This window comes from Streptomyces sp. NBC_00385 (assembly GCF_035917155.1).
GTDB lineage: Bacteria > Actinomycetota > Actinomycetes > Streptomycetales > Streptomycetaceae > Streptomyces > Streptomyces poriferorum.
In genome coordinates, this window is the sequence record NZ_CP107951.1 from 1,723,177 (window position 1) to 1,738,615 (window position 15,439).

At 71.9% G+C, this 15,439-nt stretch carries 12 protein-coding genes and 1 riboswitch; of the genes, 2 read left to right on the forward strand and 10 right to left on the reverse strand.

Annotation, left to right across the window (positions count from 1 at the left end; translation table 11 throughout):
- Positions 1-3: 3 nt before the first annotated feature.
- Positions 4-2,499, reverse strand: coding sequence for an MDR family MFS transporter (locus OG959_RS07510; protein ID WP_326657401.1), 2,496 nt, complete (start codon positions 2,497-2,499; stop codon positions 4-6).
- Positions 2,500-2,654: 155 nt separating this feature from the next.
- Here OG959_RS07510 and OG959_RS07515 point away from each other — a divergent pair, with 155 nt between their 5' ends.
- Complete coding sequence (locus OG959_RS07515) at positions 2,655-3,149, forward strand: hypothetical protein (protein WP_326657402.1); 495 nt, start codon at positions 2,655-2,657, stop codon at positions 3,147-3,149.
- 4 nt (positions 3,150-3,153) lie between these two features.
- Here OG959_RS07515 and OG959_RS07520 read toward each other — a convergent pair whose 3' ends face one another.
- The 5 genes from OG959_RS07520 to OG959_RS07540 all read right to left on the reverse strand — a co-directional run bounded on the left by OG959_RS07520 (position 3,154) and on the right by OG959_RS07540 (position 9,593).
- The gene (locus tag OG959_RS07520; protein ID WP_326657403.1) at positions 3,154-4,026 is read right to left on the reverse strand and encodes a hypothetical protein; all 873 of its coding nucleotides are present in this window, start codon (positions 4,024-4,026) and stop codon (positions 3,154-3,156) included.
- A 72-nt stretch (positions 4,027-4,098) separates the two neighbouring features.
- Positions 4,099-4,749, reverse strand: a complete 651-nt coding sequence (locus OG959_RS07525; RefSeq protein WP_326657404.1) for a thymidine kinase — start codon at positions 4,747-4,749, stop codon at positions 4,099-4,101.
- A 58-nt stretch (positions 4,750-4,807) separates the two neighbouring features.
- Positions 4,808-5,998: an alkaline phosphatase family protein gene (locus tag OG959_RS07530; RefSeq protein ID WP_326657405.1), complete on the reverse strand. Its 1,191-nt coding sequence runs from the start codon at positions 5,996-5,998 to the stop codon at positions 4,808-4,810.
- Entirely contained in the window at positions 5,998-6,594 is a 597-nt protein-coding gene (locus tag OG959_RS07535) for a DUF5998 family protein (protein WP_136327834.1), read from the reverse strand. Before OG959_RS07535 ends, OG959_RS07530 begins: the two co-directional genes overlap by 1 nt.
- 80 nt (positions 6,595-6,674) lie before the next feature.
- The gene (locus tag OG959_RS07540; RefSeq protein WP_326657406.1) at positions 6,675-9,593 is read right to left on the reverse strand and encodes a bifunctional acetate--CoA ligase family protein/GNAT family N-acetyltransferase; all 2,919 of its coding nucleotides are present in this window, start codon (positions 9,591-9,593) and stop codon (positions 6,675-6,677) included.
- Between the two features lie 173 nt (positions 9,594-9,766).
- Here OG959_RS07540 and OG959_RS07545 point away from each other — a divergent pair, with 173 nt between their 5' ends.
- A complete protein-coding gene (locus OG959_RS07545; RefSeq protein ID WP_123462851.1) occupies positions 9,767-10,048 on the forward strand; it encodes an HPr family phosphocarrier protein in 282 nt (93 codons plus the stop codon).
- A 203-nt stretch (positions 10,049-10,251) separates the two neighbouring features.
- Here OG959_RS07545 and OG959_RS07550 read toward each other — a convergent pair whose 3' ends face one another.
- The 4 genes from OG959_RS07550 to OG959_RS07565 form a co-directional block, all read right to left on the reverse strand.
- Entirely contained in the window at positions 10,252-10,959 is a 708-nt protein-coding gene (locus OG959_RS07550) for a GntR family transcriptional regulator (protein WP_326657408.1), read from the reverse strand.
- Between the two features lie 219 nt (positions 10,960-11,178).
- Positions 11,179-12,018 (reverse strand): M23 family metallopeptidase, encoded by an 840-nt coding sequence (locus tag OG959_RS07555; protein ID WP_326657410.1) that lies wholly within the window; start codon positions 12,016-12,018, stop codon positions 11,179-11,181.
- A 13-nt stretch (positions 12,019-12,031) separates the two neighbouring features.
- Positions 12,032-12,198: riboswitch (cyclic di-AMP (ydaO/yuaA leader) on the reverse strand.
- Positions 12,199-12,424: 226 nt separating this feature from the next.
- Positions 12,425-13,807, reverse strand: a complete 1,383-nt coding sequence (locus tag OG959_RS07560) for a M16 family metallopeptidase (protein ID WP_219572555.1) — start codon at positions 13,805-13,807, stop codon at positions 12,425-12,427.
- A 26-nt stretch (positions 13,808-13,833) separates the two neighbouring features.
- Positions 13,834-15,207 carry a M16 family metallopeptidase gene (locus tag OG959_RS07565; protein ID WP_326657411.1) on the reverse strand — a complete coding sequence of 458 codons (1,374 nt, stop codon included), beginning with the start codon at positions 15,205-15,207 and terminating at the stop codon, positions 13,834-13,836.
- Positions 15,208-15,439 lie beyond the last annotated feature (232 nt).

Sequence of the window (15,439 nt, forward strand, 5' to 3'; positions counted from 1 at the left end):
TGCTCACCGGCCCGGGGTGCGCGTTACCGGCGCCCTGGAGGTGACCAGCAGACCGGCGGCGAGACAGGCGAGGGCCATGCCGGCGGCCGCCCACCGCAGGGCGATGGTGTAGGCGTCGAGCAGGGCCGTCGCCACCTCGTCGGGCCCCGACAAATGGCGCAGCTCGGCGGCGACAACGGCGGCCAGCACCGCTCCGCCGAGCCCGAGGCCCAGCTGCTGGCCCGCCGTGACGGCGGCGGAACGTGCGCCGGAGAGTTCGGGGCCGCCTGCGGTCGCGGTGGCGAAGAGCGGCAGGAAGGCGAGGCCGGTACCGAAGCCGGTGAGGAGCAGGCCGGGCAGCACCTCGGTGAGATAGGTACTGTCGGCTTCGAGGCCGCTCAGGAGCAGCATGCCGACGGCCATGATCGCCAGACCGCTCACGATCAGGGCGCGGGGCGCGACGCGCGGCAGCAGGCGCGCGGACACCTGCGTGGAACCGATGACCACTGCGGCGACCATGGGCAGGAAGGCCACGCCGGTCTCGAGAAGGCTGTCACCGAGGACGTTCATCAAGAAGACCTCCACGGCCACGGACGACGTCATGACGCCGAACCCGGCCGCAAGCATGGCGAGGAAGCAACCGAGACGGTCCGGTCCCGTGACGCCGGGCGTTGAGGGGAAGGAGTCCGTCCGCATGGTCTGCCGCACGAGGAAAACGGCGAGCAGGAGGGCGCCCACCGCCAGCAGGCCCAGGACCAGCGGGTCGGTCCAGCCGCGCGGATCGGCCTGGGCGAGGCCGTAGGAGAGGGCGATGAGTCCGCCGGTGCCGAGCACCATTCCTGCGGTGTCCGGGCGGGTGTCGGCGCGCCCCGGACGCTCGTGCACGAGGGTCGCCGCACCGATCAGCGCGATCACGGCGAGAGCGGCGCCCGCGTAGAGCGAGACGCGCCACGAGAGGCTCTCCATGAGTCTTCCGGAGACGAGCACGGCCAGTGCCGTGCCGCCTCCGGCGACGGCTGCGTAGATCCCCATGGCCCGGCCGCGTTCCTTCGGGCCGGCGAATCCGGTGCTGACCAGGGCCAGCGCGGCCGGGGTCAGCACCGCGGCGGAGGCGCCCTGCAGACAGCGGGCCAGGACCAGCAGGCCGGAGCCGGCGGCCGCGCCGGCGAGCGCGGACGCCAGCACGCAACCGACCAGGCCGATCACGAACACACGTTTGCGGCCCATGCGGTCCGCGAGATGCCCACCGATCAGCAGCAGGCCGCCGAACGACAGCGTGTACGCCGTGAACATCGAGTTCAGGCTGTCGCCGCTCATGCCCAGGTCGGTCTGGACGGCCGGCGCCGCCATGTTGAACGTGGTCGCGTCGAACAGCACCATCAGTTGCGCCAGGGCGATCACCACCAGCCCCCACCAGCGCCGGGGATGTGCCGGCGCCTCGTCCTGAGGCAAGGGCGACGGGGATGTGGGCCAGGTGCCCTGGGGCGGCGGTCCGAATCCCGGCGGCGGGCTGAACTGCGCCGGGGCGGTCGGGGCGTAGGCGGGCGGCGGCGGCAGGGGCTGCGGCTGCGCGGCCTTGACCAGCAGGTCCGAACCCGTCACGGGTGCGTCCACGGGCAGTTCGGGAGCGTAGTCCAGCAGTTGGGCCGCATGGCGTCCGAGCTGCGCGAGAACCGCGCCCGGCAGCCATTCGGCCGCCGAATCCTGCGCCGTGCGCGCGGCCACCTCCTGGGGCGTGGGCCGCTTGGCGGGGTCCTTCTCCAGACACGCGCGGACGAGACCGGCCAGGCTCTCCGGTACGCCGGTGAAATCCGGCTCGTCCTCGGCGATCCGGAAGAGATGGGCGGGCAGGCCGGTGTCCGCGGCGCCGAAGAGCAGGCGCCCGGTGGCCGCGTGGACGAGGACGGCTCCCAGACAGAAGATGTCGCTGGCCGGGGTGAGTTCGAGGCCGCGGACCTGCTCGGGTGACATGAAGCCCGGGGACCCGATCAGCATGCCCGTGCGCGTGTGCAGGCTGTCCCCGGCGAGGCTGTCCATGGCCCGGGCGATACCGAAGTCGATGACGCGGGGCCCGTCCACGGTGACGAGGACGTTGGACGGCTTGAGGTCACGGTGGATCAGGCCCGCCTCGTGCACCGCCTGCAGGGCGAGGGCCAGGCGGTTGGCGAGGATGCGGACGGAGTACTCGGGCAGGGGGCCGAAGTCCTTGGCTACGACGGTGCTCAGATCGGGCCCCGGGATGTAACGGGTCGCCACCCAGGGCACCGCGGCCTCGGGGTCGGCGTCGAGCACCTCCGCGGTCCAGTGGCCGCCCACCCGGCGCGCGGCCGCCACCTCACGGGCGAACCGCCTGCGGAACTCCTGGTTCCCTGCATACTCGGCCTGCACGACCTTGACGGCCACGGTACGTCCGGCTTCGGACCTGCCCAGATAGACCAGCCCCATACCGCCCTCACCCAGCCGGGCGATCAGACGGTACGGGCCGATGCGGGCGGGATCCTCGGGAGTCAGCGGTTTCACGAAAGTAAGATAGGCCAACCGCCTTGCACCGGTGGGTGATCAGAGGAATCGCTGCCCTGATCGCTGCCTCCGTCCGATCCGTTCGCGTCCCCTGGGCTCGGCTGAACGCGACTGAACCCGGCTGAACCCCGCTGAACCCGACCTAGGATGCGCGCATGTCTCATCGCGTCTGCGCACTCGTCGTGACCGGACGGGTGGACACCGAGCGAGCCCTCTCCCTCGGGCTGCGCGCCGTTCTCGCGCACGACGGCATCAGCGTGTTCCCGATCGATCACTATTTCTCCGCCTACTGGGCCGCGAAGCGCGGGAACAGCGCACTGCTCGATCTGCCCGACGGCCTCACCGTTCTGTTTCCGACCGAGGCCGTGCTGCATGACCTCGTCCGCGAAGTGACCGGGACCGACAGGCCGCTGTTCGCGATCATCGCGACCGACTACTTCGGCGGGGCGGGCGGCCAGTGGGCCGTCGCGTTCGACGGTGAGGACCGGGTGACGCCCGACCGTGCGTCGGTCAACCAGGCGCTTGCCGCACTCGGCGTGCGGGCGACCGCTTCCAGGGACGAGTTCGACGTGATCGGCCTCGGCGGTTTCCGGAGCAACCCGGACTATCTCGAAGCGTACGTCGACCTGTGTGACGAACTCGGCGTCTGAGGCCCTACGGCAGGGGGAGCCTGAACGCGTAGGCGCGCTGCGCGGCGCATCCCTGGCAGACACCGGCGAACCGGGAGAGCAGGTGATCATCGGCATCGGAGAGGATGTTGCGCCAGAAGCAGCGGAACTCCCCGCATGCACAGGACCGTTGGCCGACATCGGTGAACGCGTCGGCGTTGGAGACGTGCCCGTCCTCGGCCGGCGGCTGCGGGAATGCGTGGCTGTCTCCGGCATCAGGCAGCCCGTACCGGCTCCGCTTCCACGCCACCGCCTCGGCAGGAAGAAGTCCCCGCCCGGCGCATTCCGCACACGTGCCGGGCCCCGCGTTGTTTCCGGCACACGAGCAGCGCCCGTAGCCGCCGCTGCCACCGGTGTAGGCCCTGCCTTCGCAGAGCAGGCACAATCCCCAGCCGTGGCAGTCGTCGCACAGCACACCACGGGCCGTGCTGAGCGTGGCCTGTGGCTGGCCCCACTGCTGTCCGGTGTACACGACGGGGGTCCAGCCGGTGAACGTCAGGAATCCGGGCCCGTTGCCTGCGTAGACCCGGACCTCGAAATCCTCGCGGTGCGCGGTCGCCCCGCTCTCCCCGGGGTGCTCCGAAGACCGTCGGGACGTGCTCCAGCCGGCTGCGGTGAAGGCGTTGAGCGCGTCGCCGATACCGGTGGACGAGGAGCGATCGTCCCAGCTCACGCAGACAAGGAACAGAAAGCGGTGACCGACCGGGTCGGGGTCGCGGAGCCGTACCGGGTCGGTCCACTCACGGACCAGCACCGGGCCGCAGCCCGGAACCGATGCGGAAGCGATCTCCAGTAACTGCCCCTTGAGCCACAGCGCGCTTCCCGGGGTGGTCGGCTGTTCGTCAGTCGTACGGGGCATGGCGGGCGTCCTGCCTCTCTCACTCGGAGACGCCGGCCACAGTGAACCACGGCCTGTCCGGCCGACACACCCTCAGCCCGAGGCCACCGGCAGGACGTCCGGCGACAGCGCTCCGGCGCGGGCGGAACCGCTCGTCATGCGGCGACGATGGTGACGCCGGCACAGCACCTCGTAGCCGGTCTCCGCGGCGGGGCTGCTCACATCACCGACGACGACCTGCTCACCCTCCACGACCATTTCCCCGCCCACCGTCCGGGCGTTGTGGGTGGCGCGCGCCCCGCACCAGCACAGCGCCTCCACCTGAAGGGCCTCTATGCGATCGGCGAGCTCGATCAGCCGCTGGGAGCCGGGGAAGAGCTTGGTGCGGAAGTCGGTGGTGATACCGAAGGCGAAGACGTCCAGGCCCAGATCGTCCACGACGCGGGCCAGCTGGTCGATCTGTTCCGGGGCCAGGAACTGCGCCTCGTCGACGATCACGTAGTCCACCCTGCCGCCCTGGGAGAGCTGATCGACGAGGTGCGCGTACAGGTCCATGCCTTCGGAGGCCTCGACCGCCTCCGTGACCAGGCCCAGCCGCGAGGAGAGCTTCCCCTCCCCCGCCCGGTCGTCACGGGTGAAGATCACGCCCTGGAGCCCTCGCGCCGAACGGTTGTGTCCGATCTGGAGGGCCAGCGTGCTCTTTCCGCAGTCCATCGTTCCGGAGAAGAACACAAGCTCGGGCATGAGGGGTTGAGCACCTTTCGGGACGGGCGGGGAGGAGGGCGGGACGGAACGGGACGGGCTAGGTGCGTACTTCGAGGAGCGGGACGAGCTGCTCGACGGGGGTCATCGAGCCGTGCATGCCGACCATCGCGGACTCGTGCGGCTCGTTGCGCGAGGCGGTGATCACCACGTCGTCGTGGGCCGCCGCGACCACGTCGCCGATCCTGCCGAGGACCCGCTCGTCGATCCGCGGGCCGAACCAGCCCGCCTCGACGGCCTCGTCACGGCTCGCCACCCAGAACTGCTCGCCGAGCACCTCGCGCCAGACGGTCAGCACATCGGCCTCGGCGCCCGGGACGGCGTAGACATGGCGGGCACGGCCCTCGCCGCCCAGCAGGGCCACACCGGCGCGCAGCTCCCAGTCCTCGTCGAAGTCGATCCTGGACTGTTCGTCGAACGGGATGTCGATCATGCCGTGGTCGGCGGTGATGTACAGGGCCGAGCGCGGCGGGAGCTGCTCGGCGAGGCGCCGGGCCAGCCCGTCGACGTACATCAGCTGCCCGCGCCAGGCGTCGGAGTCGACACCGAAGCGGTGGCCCTTGCCGTCGACCTCGCTGTAGTACGTGTAGACCAGCGAACGGTCCCCGGCCGCCAGCCGCTGGGCGGCGACGTCCATCCGTTCCTCACCGGTGAGCCGGCCCAGGAACGAGCCGCCGCTGAGCGCGACCTTGGTCAGCGGGGTCTGCTCGAAGGTGGGGGCGGACACCTGGGCGGTACGGACTCCGGCGGCGTCGGCCAGCTGGAAGACGGTGGGGTACGGCTGCCAGACCTTCGGCGGTGTCCACGGCTTCCAGCGGAGCTGGTTCATCAGCTCGCCGGTCTCCGGATTGCGGGCCGTGTAGCCGGGCAGACCGTGCTCGCCCGGCGGGAGACCGGTGCCGACCGAGGCCAGCGAGGTCGCGGTGGTGGCCGGGAAACCCGCGGTGACCGGGCGGCCCGTGCCGCCGCGCGAGGTGGGCAGGAGGGAGTGCAGGAACGGAGCCTCGTCCGGGTGCGCCTTGATCTGCTCCCAGCCGAGCCCGTCGATCAGGAAGACGCAGTTGCGGTCGGCGGGGGTGAGCTCGGGGATCGCCGCGGTGAAACCGGGGACGCCCTGTCCCGCGACGAGCGTCGGCAGCAGATCGGCCAGCGAACCGCTGCCGTACTCCGGCACGGGGGCGGTGTCGAGTGGCAGCAGCACGGGGTCGTCCTGCCAGGCCGGGTGGGCCATCAGCGGCCGGCCGCCGCGGTCGCGGCCGTGGCCTCGGAGAGTGCCTGGGCGAACGCGAGCGTCTGGCGCACGGTGTCGGGGCCGTCGCCGGCCTCGCTGACGCGCAGGCTCAGGTCGTCGGCGGTGGAGCTGCCGGTGTAGCCGTGGTCGGCCTCGCAGTTGGGGTCGCCGCAGGCGGCGGGCTCCAGGTCGATCCGGGAGACGGCGCCCCAGCCGATGGTCAGGACGACCTCGCGGGGCAGCGTGCCGGGGACGTACTTCTCCGGGTTGGCCACGACCCTGCTGACCACGACCGAGGAGATCCGGTCGAGCTTGACCGATTCGGTGGAGGTGGTGGCGTACGGAGTCGGGGAGCTGGTGTCGGCGTTCTGCTCGTCGGTGTGGCTGACGATGAAGCGGGTGTCCGTGAGCACCAGCACCGTGACGTGCCTGCGCACCTCGTTGGAGTCGAAGGTCGTCTCCTGGTGCACCAGGTACGAAGCGACCGGCTCACCGCCCACGGCGGCCTCCACCGCCTCGGCCACGAGGGCCGGGTAGTAGCCGCTGCGCTCGATCGCCGCGCGCAGCCCCTGGGTCGTCGTACCGGTCTTAGCCATACGCACCATCCTACGGGGGGCCGGTGGCTGCCGGGGACGGTCCCGCCGCCGCTGCCGGACGGGGCCGGGGGCGGCGCGGGTCAGTAGTTGGACAGGCGCCGGGGGCCGAGGTCCGTACGGGCCGGGGGTGGCGAGAGCCGAACGCTCGCTCCGAGGACGGTCAGTCCCTGGGTGGCGACCACGACCGGTTCCAGGGCGATCGAGACCACCTCGGGGTGGTCGTCGACCAGTCGTGAGACCCGCAGCAGCAGTTCCTCCAGCGCGGCGGTGTCCACGGGTGCCGAGCCGCGCCAGCCGAAGAGGACCGGGGCCGCCCGGATGGACCGGATCAGTTCCGCGGCGTCGCGGTCCGTGGCGGGGACCAGCCGGTGGGCGGTGTCGCCGAGGAGTTCGGAGGGGGCGCCCGCCAGGCCGAAGGAGAGGACGGCGCCGGCCGCCGGGTCGATGGTGGCCCGCACCACGGTGTCGACGCCGCGCGGGGCCATCGACTGCACGACGGGCCGGAGCTCGGCGGGCTTGCCGAGCAGGTCGGTCAGTTCGCCGTACGCGCGCCGCAGTGCCGCCTCGCCGTCGAGGTCCAGGCGGACTCCGCCGAGGTCGGCCCGGTGACGCAGATGCGGTGCGGTCGTCTTGAGCGCCACGGGGTAGCCGAGCCGCGCCGCCGCGGCAGCGGCCTCCTCCGGGCCGGGGGCCGGGAGGGTGGGGCGGACGGTGATGCCGTAACAGGCCAGCAGCTCGCGGGCCTCGTCGTGTTCCAGGGGCCTGCCGCGCGGGTCGGGAGCCTGGCCGAGCAGGGTGTCGATGAGGGTGCCCGCGGCCGCTTCGTCGATGGTGTCGTCGAGGAACTCGGGCACCTTGCCGGGCACGGCGGCCTGGCGTCGCCACTGGGCATACCGCACGGCTTCGGCGAGTGCCCGGACCGCGCGTTCGGCGGCGGGGTAGGCGGGGATCCGGCCCACCGGACGGGGGGCGTCGGGTGCGGGGGCCGCGTCGCCTGCCGCCTTGTCGGGGGTGGGGGCGGGCCGGCCGGTGGTGGTCCGGCCCGTGCCCGGCCGCCGCGGCGCCGCGGCGGCCGGCCCCGGTACGCCGAGGGCGGGTGACGCCGTTGCCGGTCGCTGCTGCGCCACGGTGCTGGTCGCGGCGGCCAGGGCCTCGGCGAGGCCGCCGATCTCCACATGGACCACGGCCACCGGCTTGGCGGGACCGGTGGCGGCCGCCGCGTGCAGGGCCGTGGCCAGGACCTCGCCGTCACCCGACTCCGCCTCGCCGTTCTCGCCCACCCACGGGATCGCCGTCACGACGACCGCGTCGCAGCCGTCGTCGGCCAGGGCCGCGGACAGCGCGTCCCGGAAGTCCTGCGGGGTGGCGGCCGTGGTGAGGTCGACGGGCGGGCGCGGGCGCAGCCCCTCCGCCAGGCAGGCGTCGTACGTGAGCAGCCCGAGGGACTCCGAGTTGCCGAGGATCGCGATCCGCCCGCCGGCCGGGAGGGGCTGGTCGGCGAGGAGCAGGCCCGCGTCGACCATCTCCGTCACCGTGTCGACGCGGATCACGCCCGCCTGTCGCATCAGCGCGGAGACCGTCGCGTCCGGGATCCGGCTGACGGGGACCGCGTGGCCGGGTGGCGTGGAGCCGCTGTGCCGGGCGCCCTTCACCACGACCACCGGCTTCACGGCCGCGGTCCGCCGGGCGAGGCGGGTGAACTTGCGGGGGTTGCCGAGCGACTCCAGGTACAGCAGGGCGACGTCGGTGTCCGGGTCCTCGTACCAGTACTGGAGGAAGTCGTTGCCGGAGATGTCGGCGCGGTTGCCGGCGGAGATGAAGGTGGAGAGCCCGGCGCCACGCCGGTAGAGCCCGGAGAGCAGGGCGATGCCGATCGCGCCGGACTGGGTGAACAGGCCGATGCGTCCGGAGGCGGGCCGCTCGGGTGCGAGGGAGGCGTTGAGCCGGACCGCCTCGGAGTTGTTGATGATGCCGAAGGCGTTCGGGCCGATGATCCGCATGCCGTACGAACGGGCCTGGCGCACCAGTTCGCGCTGGCGTTCGCGGCCCTCGGCCCCCCACTCGGCGTAGCCGGCGGACAGGACGACGAGCCCTTGGACGCCGTGCTCTCCGCAGTCCGCGACGGCTTCGGGCACCCGGTCGGCGGGGACGGCGACGACGGCGAGGTCGACCCGTTCACCGATCTCACCGAGGGAGCGGTGGGCGGGCACGCCGTCGATGGTGGCCTGATCGGCGGCGAACGCCCTGTTCACGGCATAGGTGCGGCCGGTGAATCCAGCACCCAGGAGGTTGCGCAGGACCGTTCGGCCGACGCCGCCGGGGGTGCGGCCCGCGCCGATGACGGCGACGGAGCCGGGGGCGAGCAGGCGCTGAACGGAGCGGGCCTCGGCGCGCTGTTCCCGGGCGCGCTGGACGGCGAGCGACTCGGCGGTCGGTTCGAGGTCGAGGGTGAGGTGGACGGACCCGTCCTCGAAGCTGCGCTGCTGGGTGTACCCGGCGTCCCGGAACACCTTGATCATTTTGTTGTTGGCGGGCAGTACCTCGGCGGCGAAGCGCCGGATGCCGCGTTCGCGGGCGACGGCCGCGATGTGTTCGAGGAGGGCCGAGGCGACACCTCGGCCCTGATGGGCGTCCTGGACGAGGAAGGCGACCTCCGCCTCGTCGGCCGGGGCCGAGGCGGGCCTGCCCTGCGCGTTGATCCGGTCGTAGCGGACCGTGGCGATGAACTCGCCGCCCACCGTGACGGCCAGGCCCACCCGGTCGACGTAGTCGTGATGGGTGAAGCGGTGGACGTCCTTGGCGGAGAGCCGGGGGTAGGGAGCGAAGAAGCGGTAGTACTTCGACTCGTCGGAGACCTGCTCGTAGAAGCTCACCAGCCGGTCGGCATCGTCCGTGGTGATGGGCCTGATGCGTGCGGTGCCGCCGTCGCGGAGCACCACGTCCGCCTCCCAGTGATCGGGGTAGGCGTGATGCGGACTCTGCTCCGGAGAGGGCTGCATGGGCAAAGCGTACGGCTCCGCCAGCGGTCGCGTGGGTGCCGGGGCCGGGGCAGTCTGAGGGTTGCCGGGCGACGGTGCGGCGCGGGTGGAAGGCGGTCCGCGGGTCGGCCGGAGCATCGCGCACTGCATGAGAGACTGGTCTAGACAACCATTGATTCGTGAAGGGCAGAACCATGGCTGAGCGCCGCGTCAACGTCGGTTGGGCCGAGGGCCTGCACGCCCGCCCCGCTTCCATCTTCGTCCGTGCCGCCACGGCTTCCGGCATCCCCGTGACCATCGCCAAGGCCGATGGCAACCCGGTGAACGCGGCCTCCATGCTCGCCGTGCTCGGACTCGGCGCGCAGGGCGGCGAGGAGATCGTCCTCGCGTCCGAGGCCGACAACGCCGAAGCCGCTCTGGACCGTCTGTCCAAGCTGGTCGCCGAGGGGCTCGACGAGCTTCCGGAGACCGTCTGACCCCGACGGGCCATGACCGCGGGAATTCCCGCGAAAGAGCCGCGACACCCCCGACCGGGTGCCGCGGCTCTTTCGTTCAGCGCCCTCGTTCAGCGCTTTCGTTCAGGCAAAAGTCGCGGGTCGCCGAATGGCTCGGCGGGGGCGAATTGGGCAGCAGAAAGAAAGCCCCTCGAAATGCCCACTCTTTGTATACGGCGCACTTGTTAATGACGGCCGCTCGGGGTGTTTACGGCATGTTGCGAAGTCCTCACCCGGCCGGTCCGGGCCACGGCGGACTCCGTCCGGCCGGGGCTGCGCAGCCGGTACGCGCCGGCGGCCCGCTCGGCGTGCTGGGCGGTCAGCGCCCGTGCCCTCTCCGCGTCCCCTCGTGCCACGGCGTCCACGATGGCTCCGTGCTCGGCCCAGGAATCGGCCGGACGGGCCGGGGAATCGATCGCGTACATCCAGGTGGTCTTGTGCCGTAGCTGGGTGAGCAGCGCGATCAGGCCGGGGCTGCCGGAGGCCTGCGCGAGCGTCTCGTGGAACCAGCCGCCCAGGGAGCGCAGGTCCTCGCCCTCGCCCCGCCGGGCGCGCTCCTGGCCGAGCCTGACCAGGCCGCGCAGCACCTTGAGGTGCGCGTCCGAGCGGCGGTGGGCGGCGCGGGCCGCACCGAGCGGCTCCAGCAGCATCCGGACCTCCAGGAGGTCGGCGGCCTCCTGCTCGGTGGGCTCGGCCACGCAGGCTCCGGCGTGCCTGCGGGTGACCACGAACCCTTCGGACTCCAGGGTGCGCAGCGCTTCCCGTACCGGCACCCGGGAGACCCCGTAACGCCGTGCGAGCACCTCCTCGGTGAGTCGGCTGCCGCGTTCGAAGACACCTGAGACGATGTCTTCACGGATTGCCGTGCATACCGAATGCGCCGGAATGCGCATGTCCGAACCTCCGCCTTAATCCCCGCGAAACGCGGCCGATCGACGCCTGTCCTGCGACTCTATTGCAATGCGGTCGCATTTCCGACGGCGGGTGGAAATTCATGAATATCTTTTGGTCACCGGGCCGTTCCGGAACGACCACCGCGGACCGCCGCGGCACGGGACACGGCGAAGGCCCCGGCGTGGTGCCGGGGCCTTGAGCGAGGGGTCGTCGGCCGGTCAGACGGAGACGCCGTGGGCGCGCAGGTAGGCGACCGGGTCCATGTCGGAGCCGTACGAGGGCGTGGTGCGGGCCTCGAAGTGGAGGTGCGGGCCGGTCGAGTTGCCGGTGGAGCCGGAGAGGCCGATCTGCTGGCCGGCACCGACGCTCTGGCCGACGGACACGCCGATCGAGGAGAGGTGGCCGTACTGGGTGTACGTGCCGTCCGTCATCCGCAGCACGATGTTGTTGCCGTACGCCCCGCCCCAGCCGGCCTCGACGACCGTACCGGCGCCGACGGCGACGACGGAGCTGCCGGAAGCGGCGTGGAAGTCGATGCCGGAGTGGCTGCCGGAGGACCACATGGAGCCGCTGGACTTGTAGCCGGTGCTCACGTACGAACCGGCGACGGGGAGCTGGAAGGAGCCGAGCCGGGTGCGCTCGGCGGAACGGGCGGCGCGGGCGGCGCTCTCGCGGGCCTTCTCGGCCCGGGCGGCCTTCGCCTTCGCGGCGGCCTCGGCCTTCGCGGCAGCCTTGGCTTCGGCCTTCTTCCTGGCCTCGGCCTTCTTCTTCGCGGCGGCGTTGGCTGCCTCGGCCTTCTTCTCGGCGACGTCGGCCTGGTGCTGCTGCGCGTCCGCCTGGGCGTCGATCCGCTCGGCGAGGACGTTCTCGATGGCGATGACCTGGGTGAGGCCGGTGTCGCCGGCGGCGGGGGCCCCGGTGTCCGCGGCGAGGGCCGGGGAGGCCAGTCCTCCGATGACGCCGGTGGTGGCCAGGGTCGCGATGCCGACGGCCTTCGCGCCGCTGCGCGTCAGACGGCCCGGGGCACGATGCTTCCCGGTGGCACGGGTGAACGCCATGAAGTGGCTGGTCCTTTCCTTCCTTCTCGCCTACCGGGTTAGCTGACGGGTTCGGAGCAGGAAGGTCTCCTACGGATCACCGGTTCCCTGCGGGACACGGCCACCCGATTCACCCCAGGGACTGCGTGGGTCCCCGGCTCCCCAGGCTCGCGCCTGACGGGGACTCGGCGATGACTGCCCGGTATGTCACGGATGCGGCATACGAGTGGCGGACAGCGGAGCCGACGCTAAGCGGGGGCACTTCCCGTCACCAAACGGACAGGCCGTTTTGTAGCGCATCCCACAGGGCAGACAGGCAGCCTCTCCACCAAAGCGGACAAAAGGAAGGTCCCGGCGGAGACCGCTCCGCCGGGACCTTGCGTCACTCTTCCGTTCGCCCTGGTACGGGGCGAGATGACCGGTGTGCTCAGCCGGTCACGACCGACACCTCACCGATGCCGAGGGCCCGGACCGGGTCGGCGATCTGTGCGGCGTCCCCGACGAGAACCGTGACCAGCCGGTCCTCCGGGAAGGCGTTGACCACGGCCGCCGTCGCCTCCACCGTGCCGGTGTCGGCGAGGCGCGCGTAGAGCTGCGCCTGGTAGTCGTCCGGGAGATGCTGCTCGACCTGGTCGGCGAGGGTACCGGCGACGGAGGCCGCCATCTCGAACTTCAGCGGGGCGACGCCCACGAGGTTCTGCACGGCCGTCTCGCGCTCGGCGTCCGTCAGCCCTTCGGCCGCCAGGGTCCGCAGGACCTTCCACAGGTCCTCCAGCGCCGGGCCGGTGGACTCGGTGTCCACGGAACCGCTGATGGCGAGCATGGCGGCGCCCGTGGCCCCGGAGGCGGAGTCCGGAGCCGTCGAGCGCAGCACCTGGGCGAAGGCCCGCACGCCGTAGGTGTAGCCCTTCTCCTCGCGCAGCACCCGGTCGAGCCGGGAGGTGAGCGTGCCGCCCAGGCAGTAGGTGCCGAGCACCTGGGCCGCCCAGACGCTGTCGTGCCGGTCGGCGCCGATCCGGCCGATCAGCAACTGCGTCTGCACCGCGCCGGGACGGTCCACGATCACCACACGGCCCGCGTCGTCGGCGGTGATCGGCGGGACGGGGCGCGGCTCCGCGGTGTTGCCCGACCAGTCACCGACGGTGTCGGCGAGCAGCGCGTCCAGGTCGATTCCGGTCAGGTCGCCCACGACCACGGCGGTCGCGGTGGACGGGCGGATGTGTGCGTCGTAGAAGGCGCGCACGGCCGCGGAGTCGATCCGGGCCACGGTCTCCTCGGTGCCCTGGCGCGGACGCGACATACGGGCCGTGGCCGGGAACAGCTCCTTGGAGAGCTGCTTGGCGGCACGCCGGGCCGGGTTGGCCTGCTCGTGCGGGATCTCGTCCAGCCGGTTGCCCACGAGACGCTCGATCTCGCTGTCGGCGAAGGCCGGAGCCCGCAGCGCCTCGGCGACGAGGCCGAGCGCCTTGGCCAGCCGGGAGGCCGGAACCTCCAGGGAGACCCGGACGCCGGGATGGTCGGCGTGGGCGTCCAGCGTGGCGCCGCACCGCTCCAGCTCGGCGGCGAACTCCTCGGCGCTCTGCTTGTCGGTGCCCTCGGACAGGGCGCGGGACATGATCGTGGCGACCCCGTCCAGCCCTTCGGGCTCGGCGTCCAGGGGGGCGTCGAGGAAGATCTCGACGGCGACGACCTGCTGGCCGGGACGGTGGCAGCGCAGGACCGTGAGGCCGTTGGGCAGGGAGCCGCGCTCGGGCGCGGGGAAGGCCCAGGGCCTGGCCACGCCGGGGGCGGGCTGCGGGTGGTACTCCATCGAAACTCCAGTCGCGGCAGCGTCGGTCACTTGTCCGCTCCTTCGTGCGCGTCGGTGTCGGTCGCGGCGGCATCCGCCTCTTCGGCGGCTTCGGCGGGCTCGACCGGCTCGTACACCAGCACCGCCCGGTTGTCGGGCCGCAGCTGGGCCCTGGCGGCCGCCTTGACCTCCTCGGCGGTCACGTCGAGCACCCGGTGCACGGCGGTCAGGGCGAGCTGCGGGTCACCGAACAGCACGGCGAACCGGCACAGTTCGTCGGCGCGGCCCGCGACGGTACCGAGGCGGTCCAGCCACTCGCGCTCCAACTGCGCCTGAGCGCGCTCCATCTCCTCGGGCGTGGGGCCTTCCTCGGCGAACCGGGCCAGCTCCTCGTCGACCGCGGTCTCGATCTGCGCCACCTCGACACCGCCGGACGTCTTGACGTCCAGCCAGCCGAGCGAGGGCGCACCCGCCAGGCGCAGCAGCCCGAAGCCGGCGGCGACGGCCGTCCGGTCGCGGCGCACCAGCCGGTTGTGCAGCCGGGACGACTCGCCACCGCCCAGCACGGTCAGGGCGAGGTCCGCGGCGTCGCACTCACGGGTGCCGTCGTGCGGCAGCCGGTAGGCGGCCATCAGCGCACGCGCCGGGACCTCCTCGCGGACCTCCTCGCGCAGCTGACCGCCGATGATCTCGGGCAGGGCGCCGTCGCGCGGCGGCTGCTTGCCGTCGTGCGAGGGGATGCTGCCGAAGTACTTCTCGATCCAGGCGAGCGTGCGCCCGGGGTCGATGTCGCCGACGACGGAGAGCACCGCGTTGTTGGGCGCGTAGTACGTACGGAAGAAGGTCCGCGCGTCTTCGAGCGTCGCCGCGTCCAGGTCGGCCATCGAGCCGATCGGGGTGTGGTGGTACGGGTGGCCCTCCGGGTAGGCGAGAGCCGTCAGCTTCTCGAAGGCGGTGCCGTAGGGGACGTTGTCGTAGCGCTGGCGGCGCTCGTTCTTGACGACGTCGCGCTGGTTCTCCATGGACTCGTCGTCGAGCGCGGCGAGCAGCGAGCCCATCCGGTCGGCCTCGAGCCACAGGGCCAGCTCCAGCTGGTGCGTCGGCATCGTCTCGAAGTAGTTGGTCCGCTCGAAGCTGGTGGTCCCGTTGAGGGAACCTCCGGCGCCCTGCACCAGTTCGAAGTGTCCGTTCCCCTTGACCTGGCCGGAGCCCTGGAACATCAGGTGCTCGAAGAGGTGAGCCAGACCGGTGCGTCCCTTGACCTCGTGGCGCGAACCGACGTCGTACCAGAGGCACACCGCGGCGACCGGGGTCAGATGGTCCTCGGAGAGCACCACGCGCAGGCCGTTGGCCAGACGGTGCTCGGTCGCTGTCAAGCCGCCGGAGCCGGCCTGGGCTGTGGCCGTGTGACCCATGGGCATGTACGTCCCTTCGATCGCGATACTGGTTTTACTGCGAGACCTGCCACTGTAAGCAAGCGCACCAGCACCTGGCGAAGTTCCCGTGCCGCGAAAGTTCGCGGGAAAGAGGGTTCCGAGCGCCTCGGGACGGGTGGAGAACGCCCTTTGGGACGGGTCGAGGTCCGGGTTGTCAGTGGGGCGGTCCACAATGGTGCGCGTCAGAACCTGAGGTTGCCCGAACAGAATCCGTGAA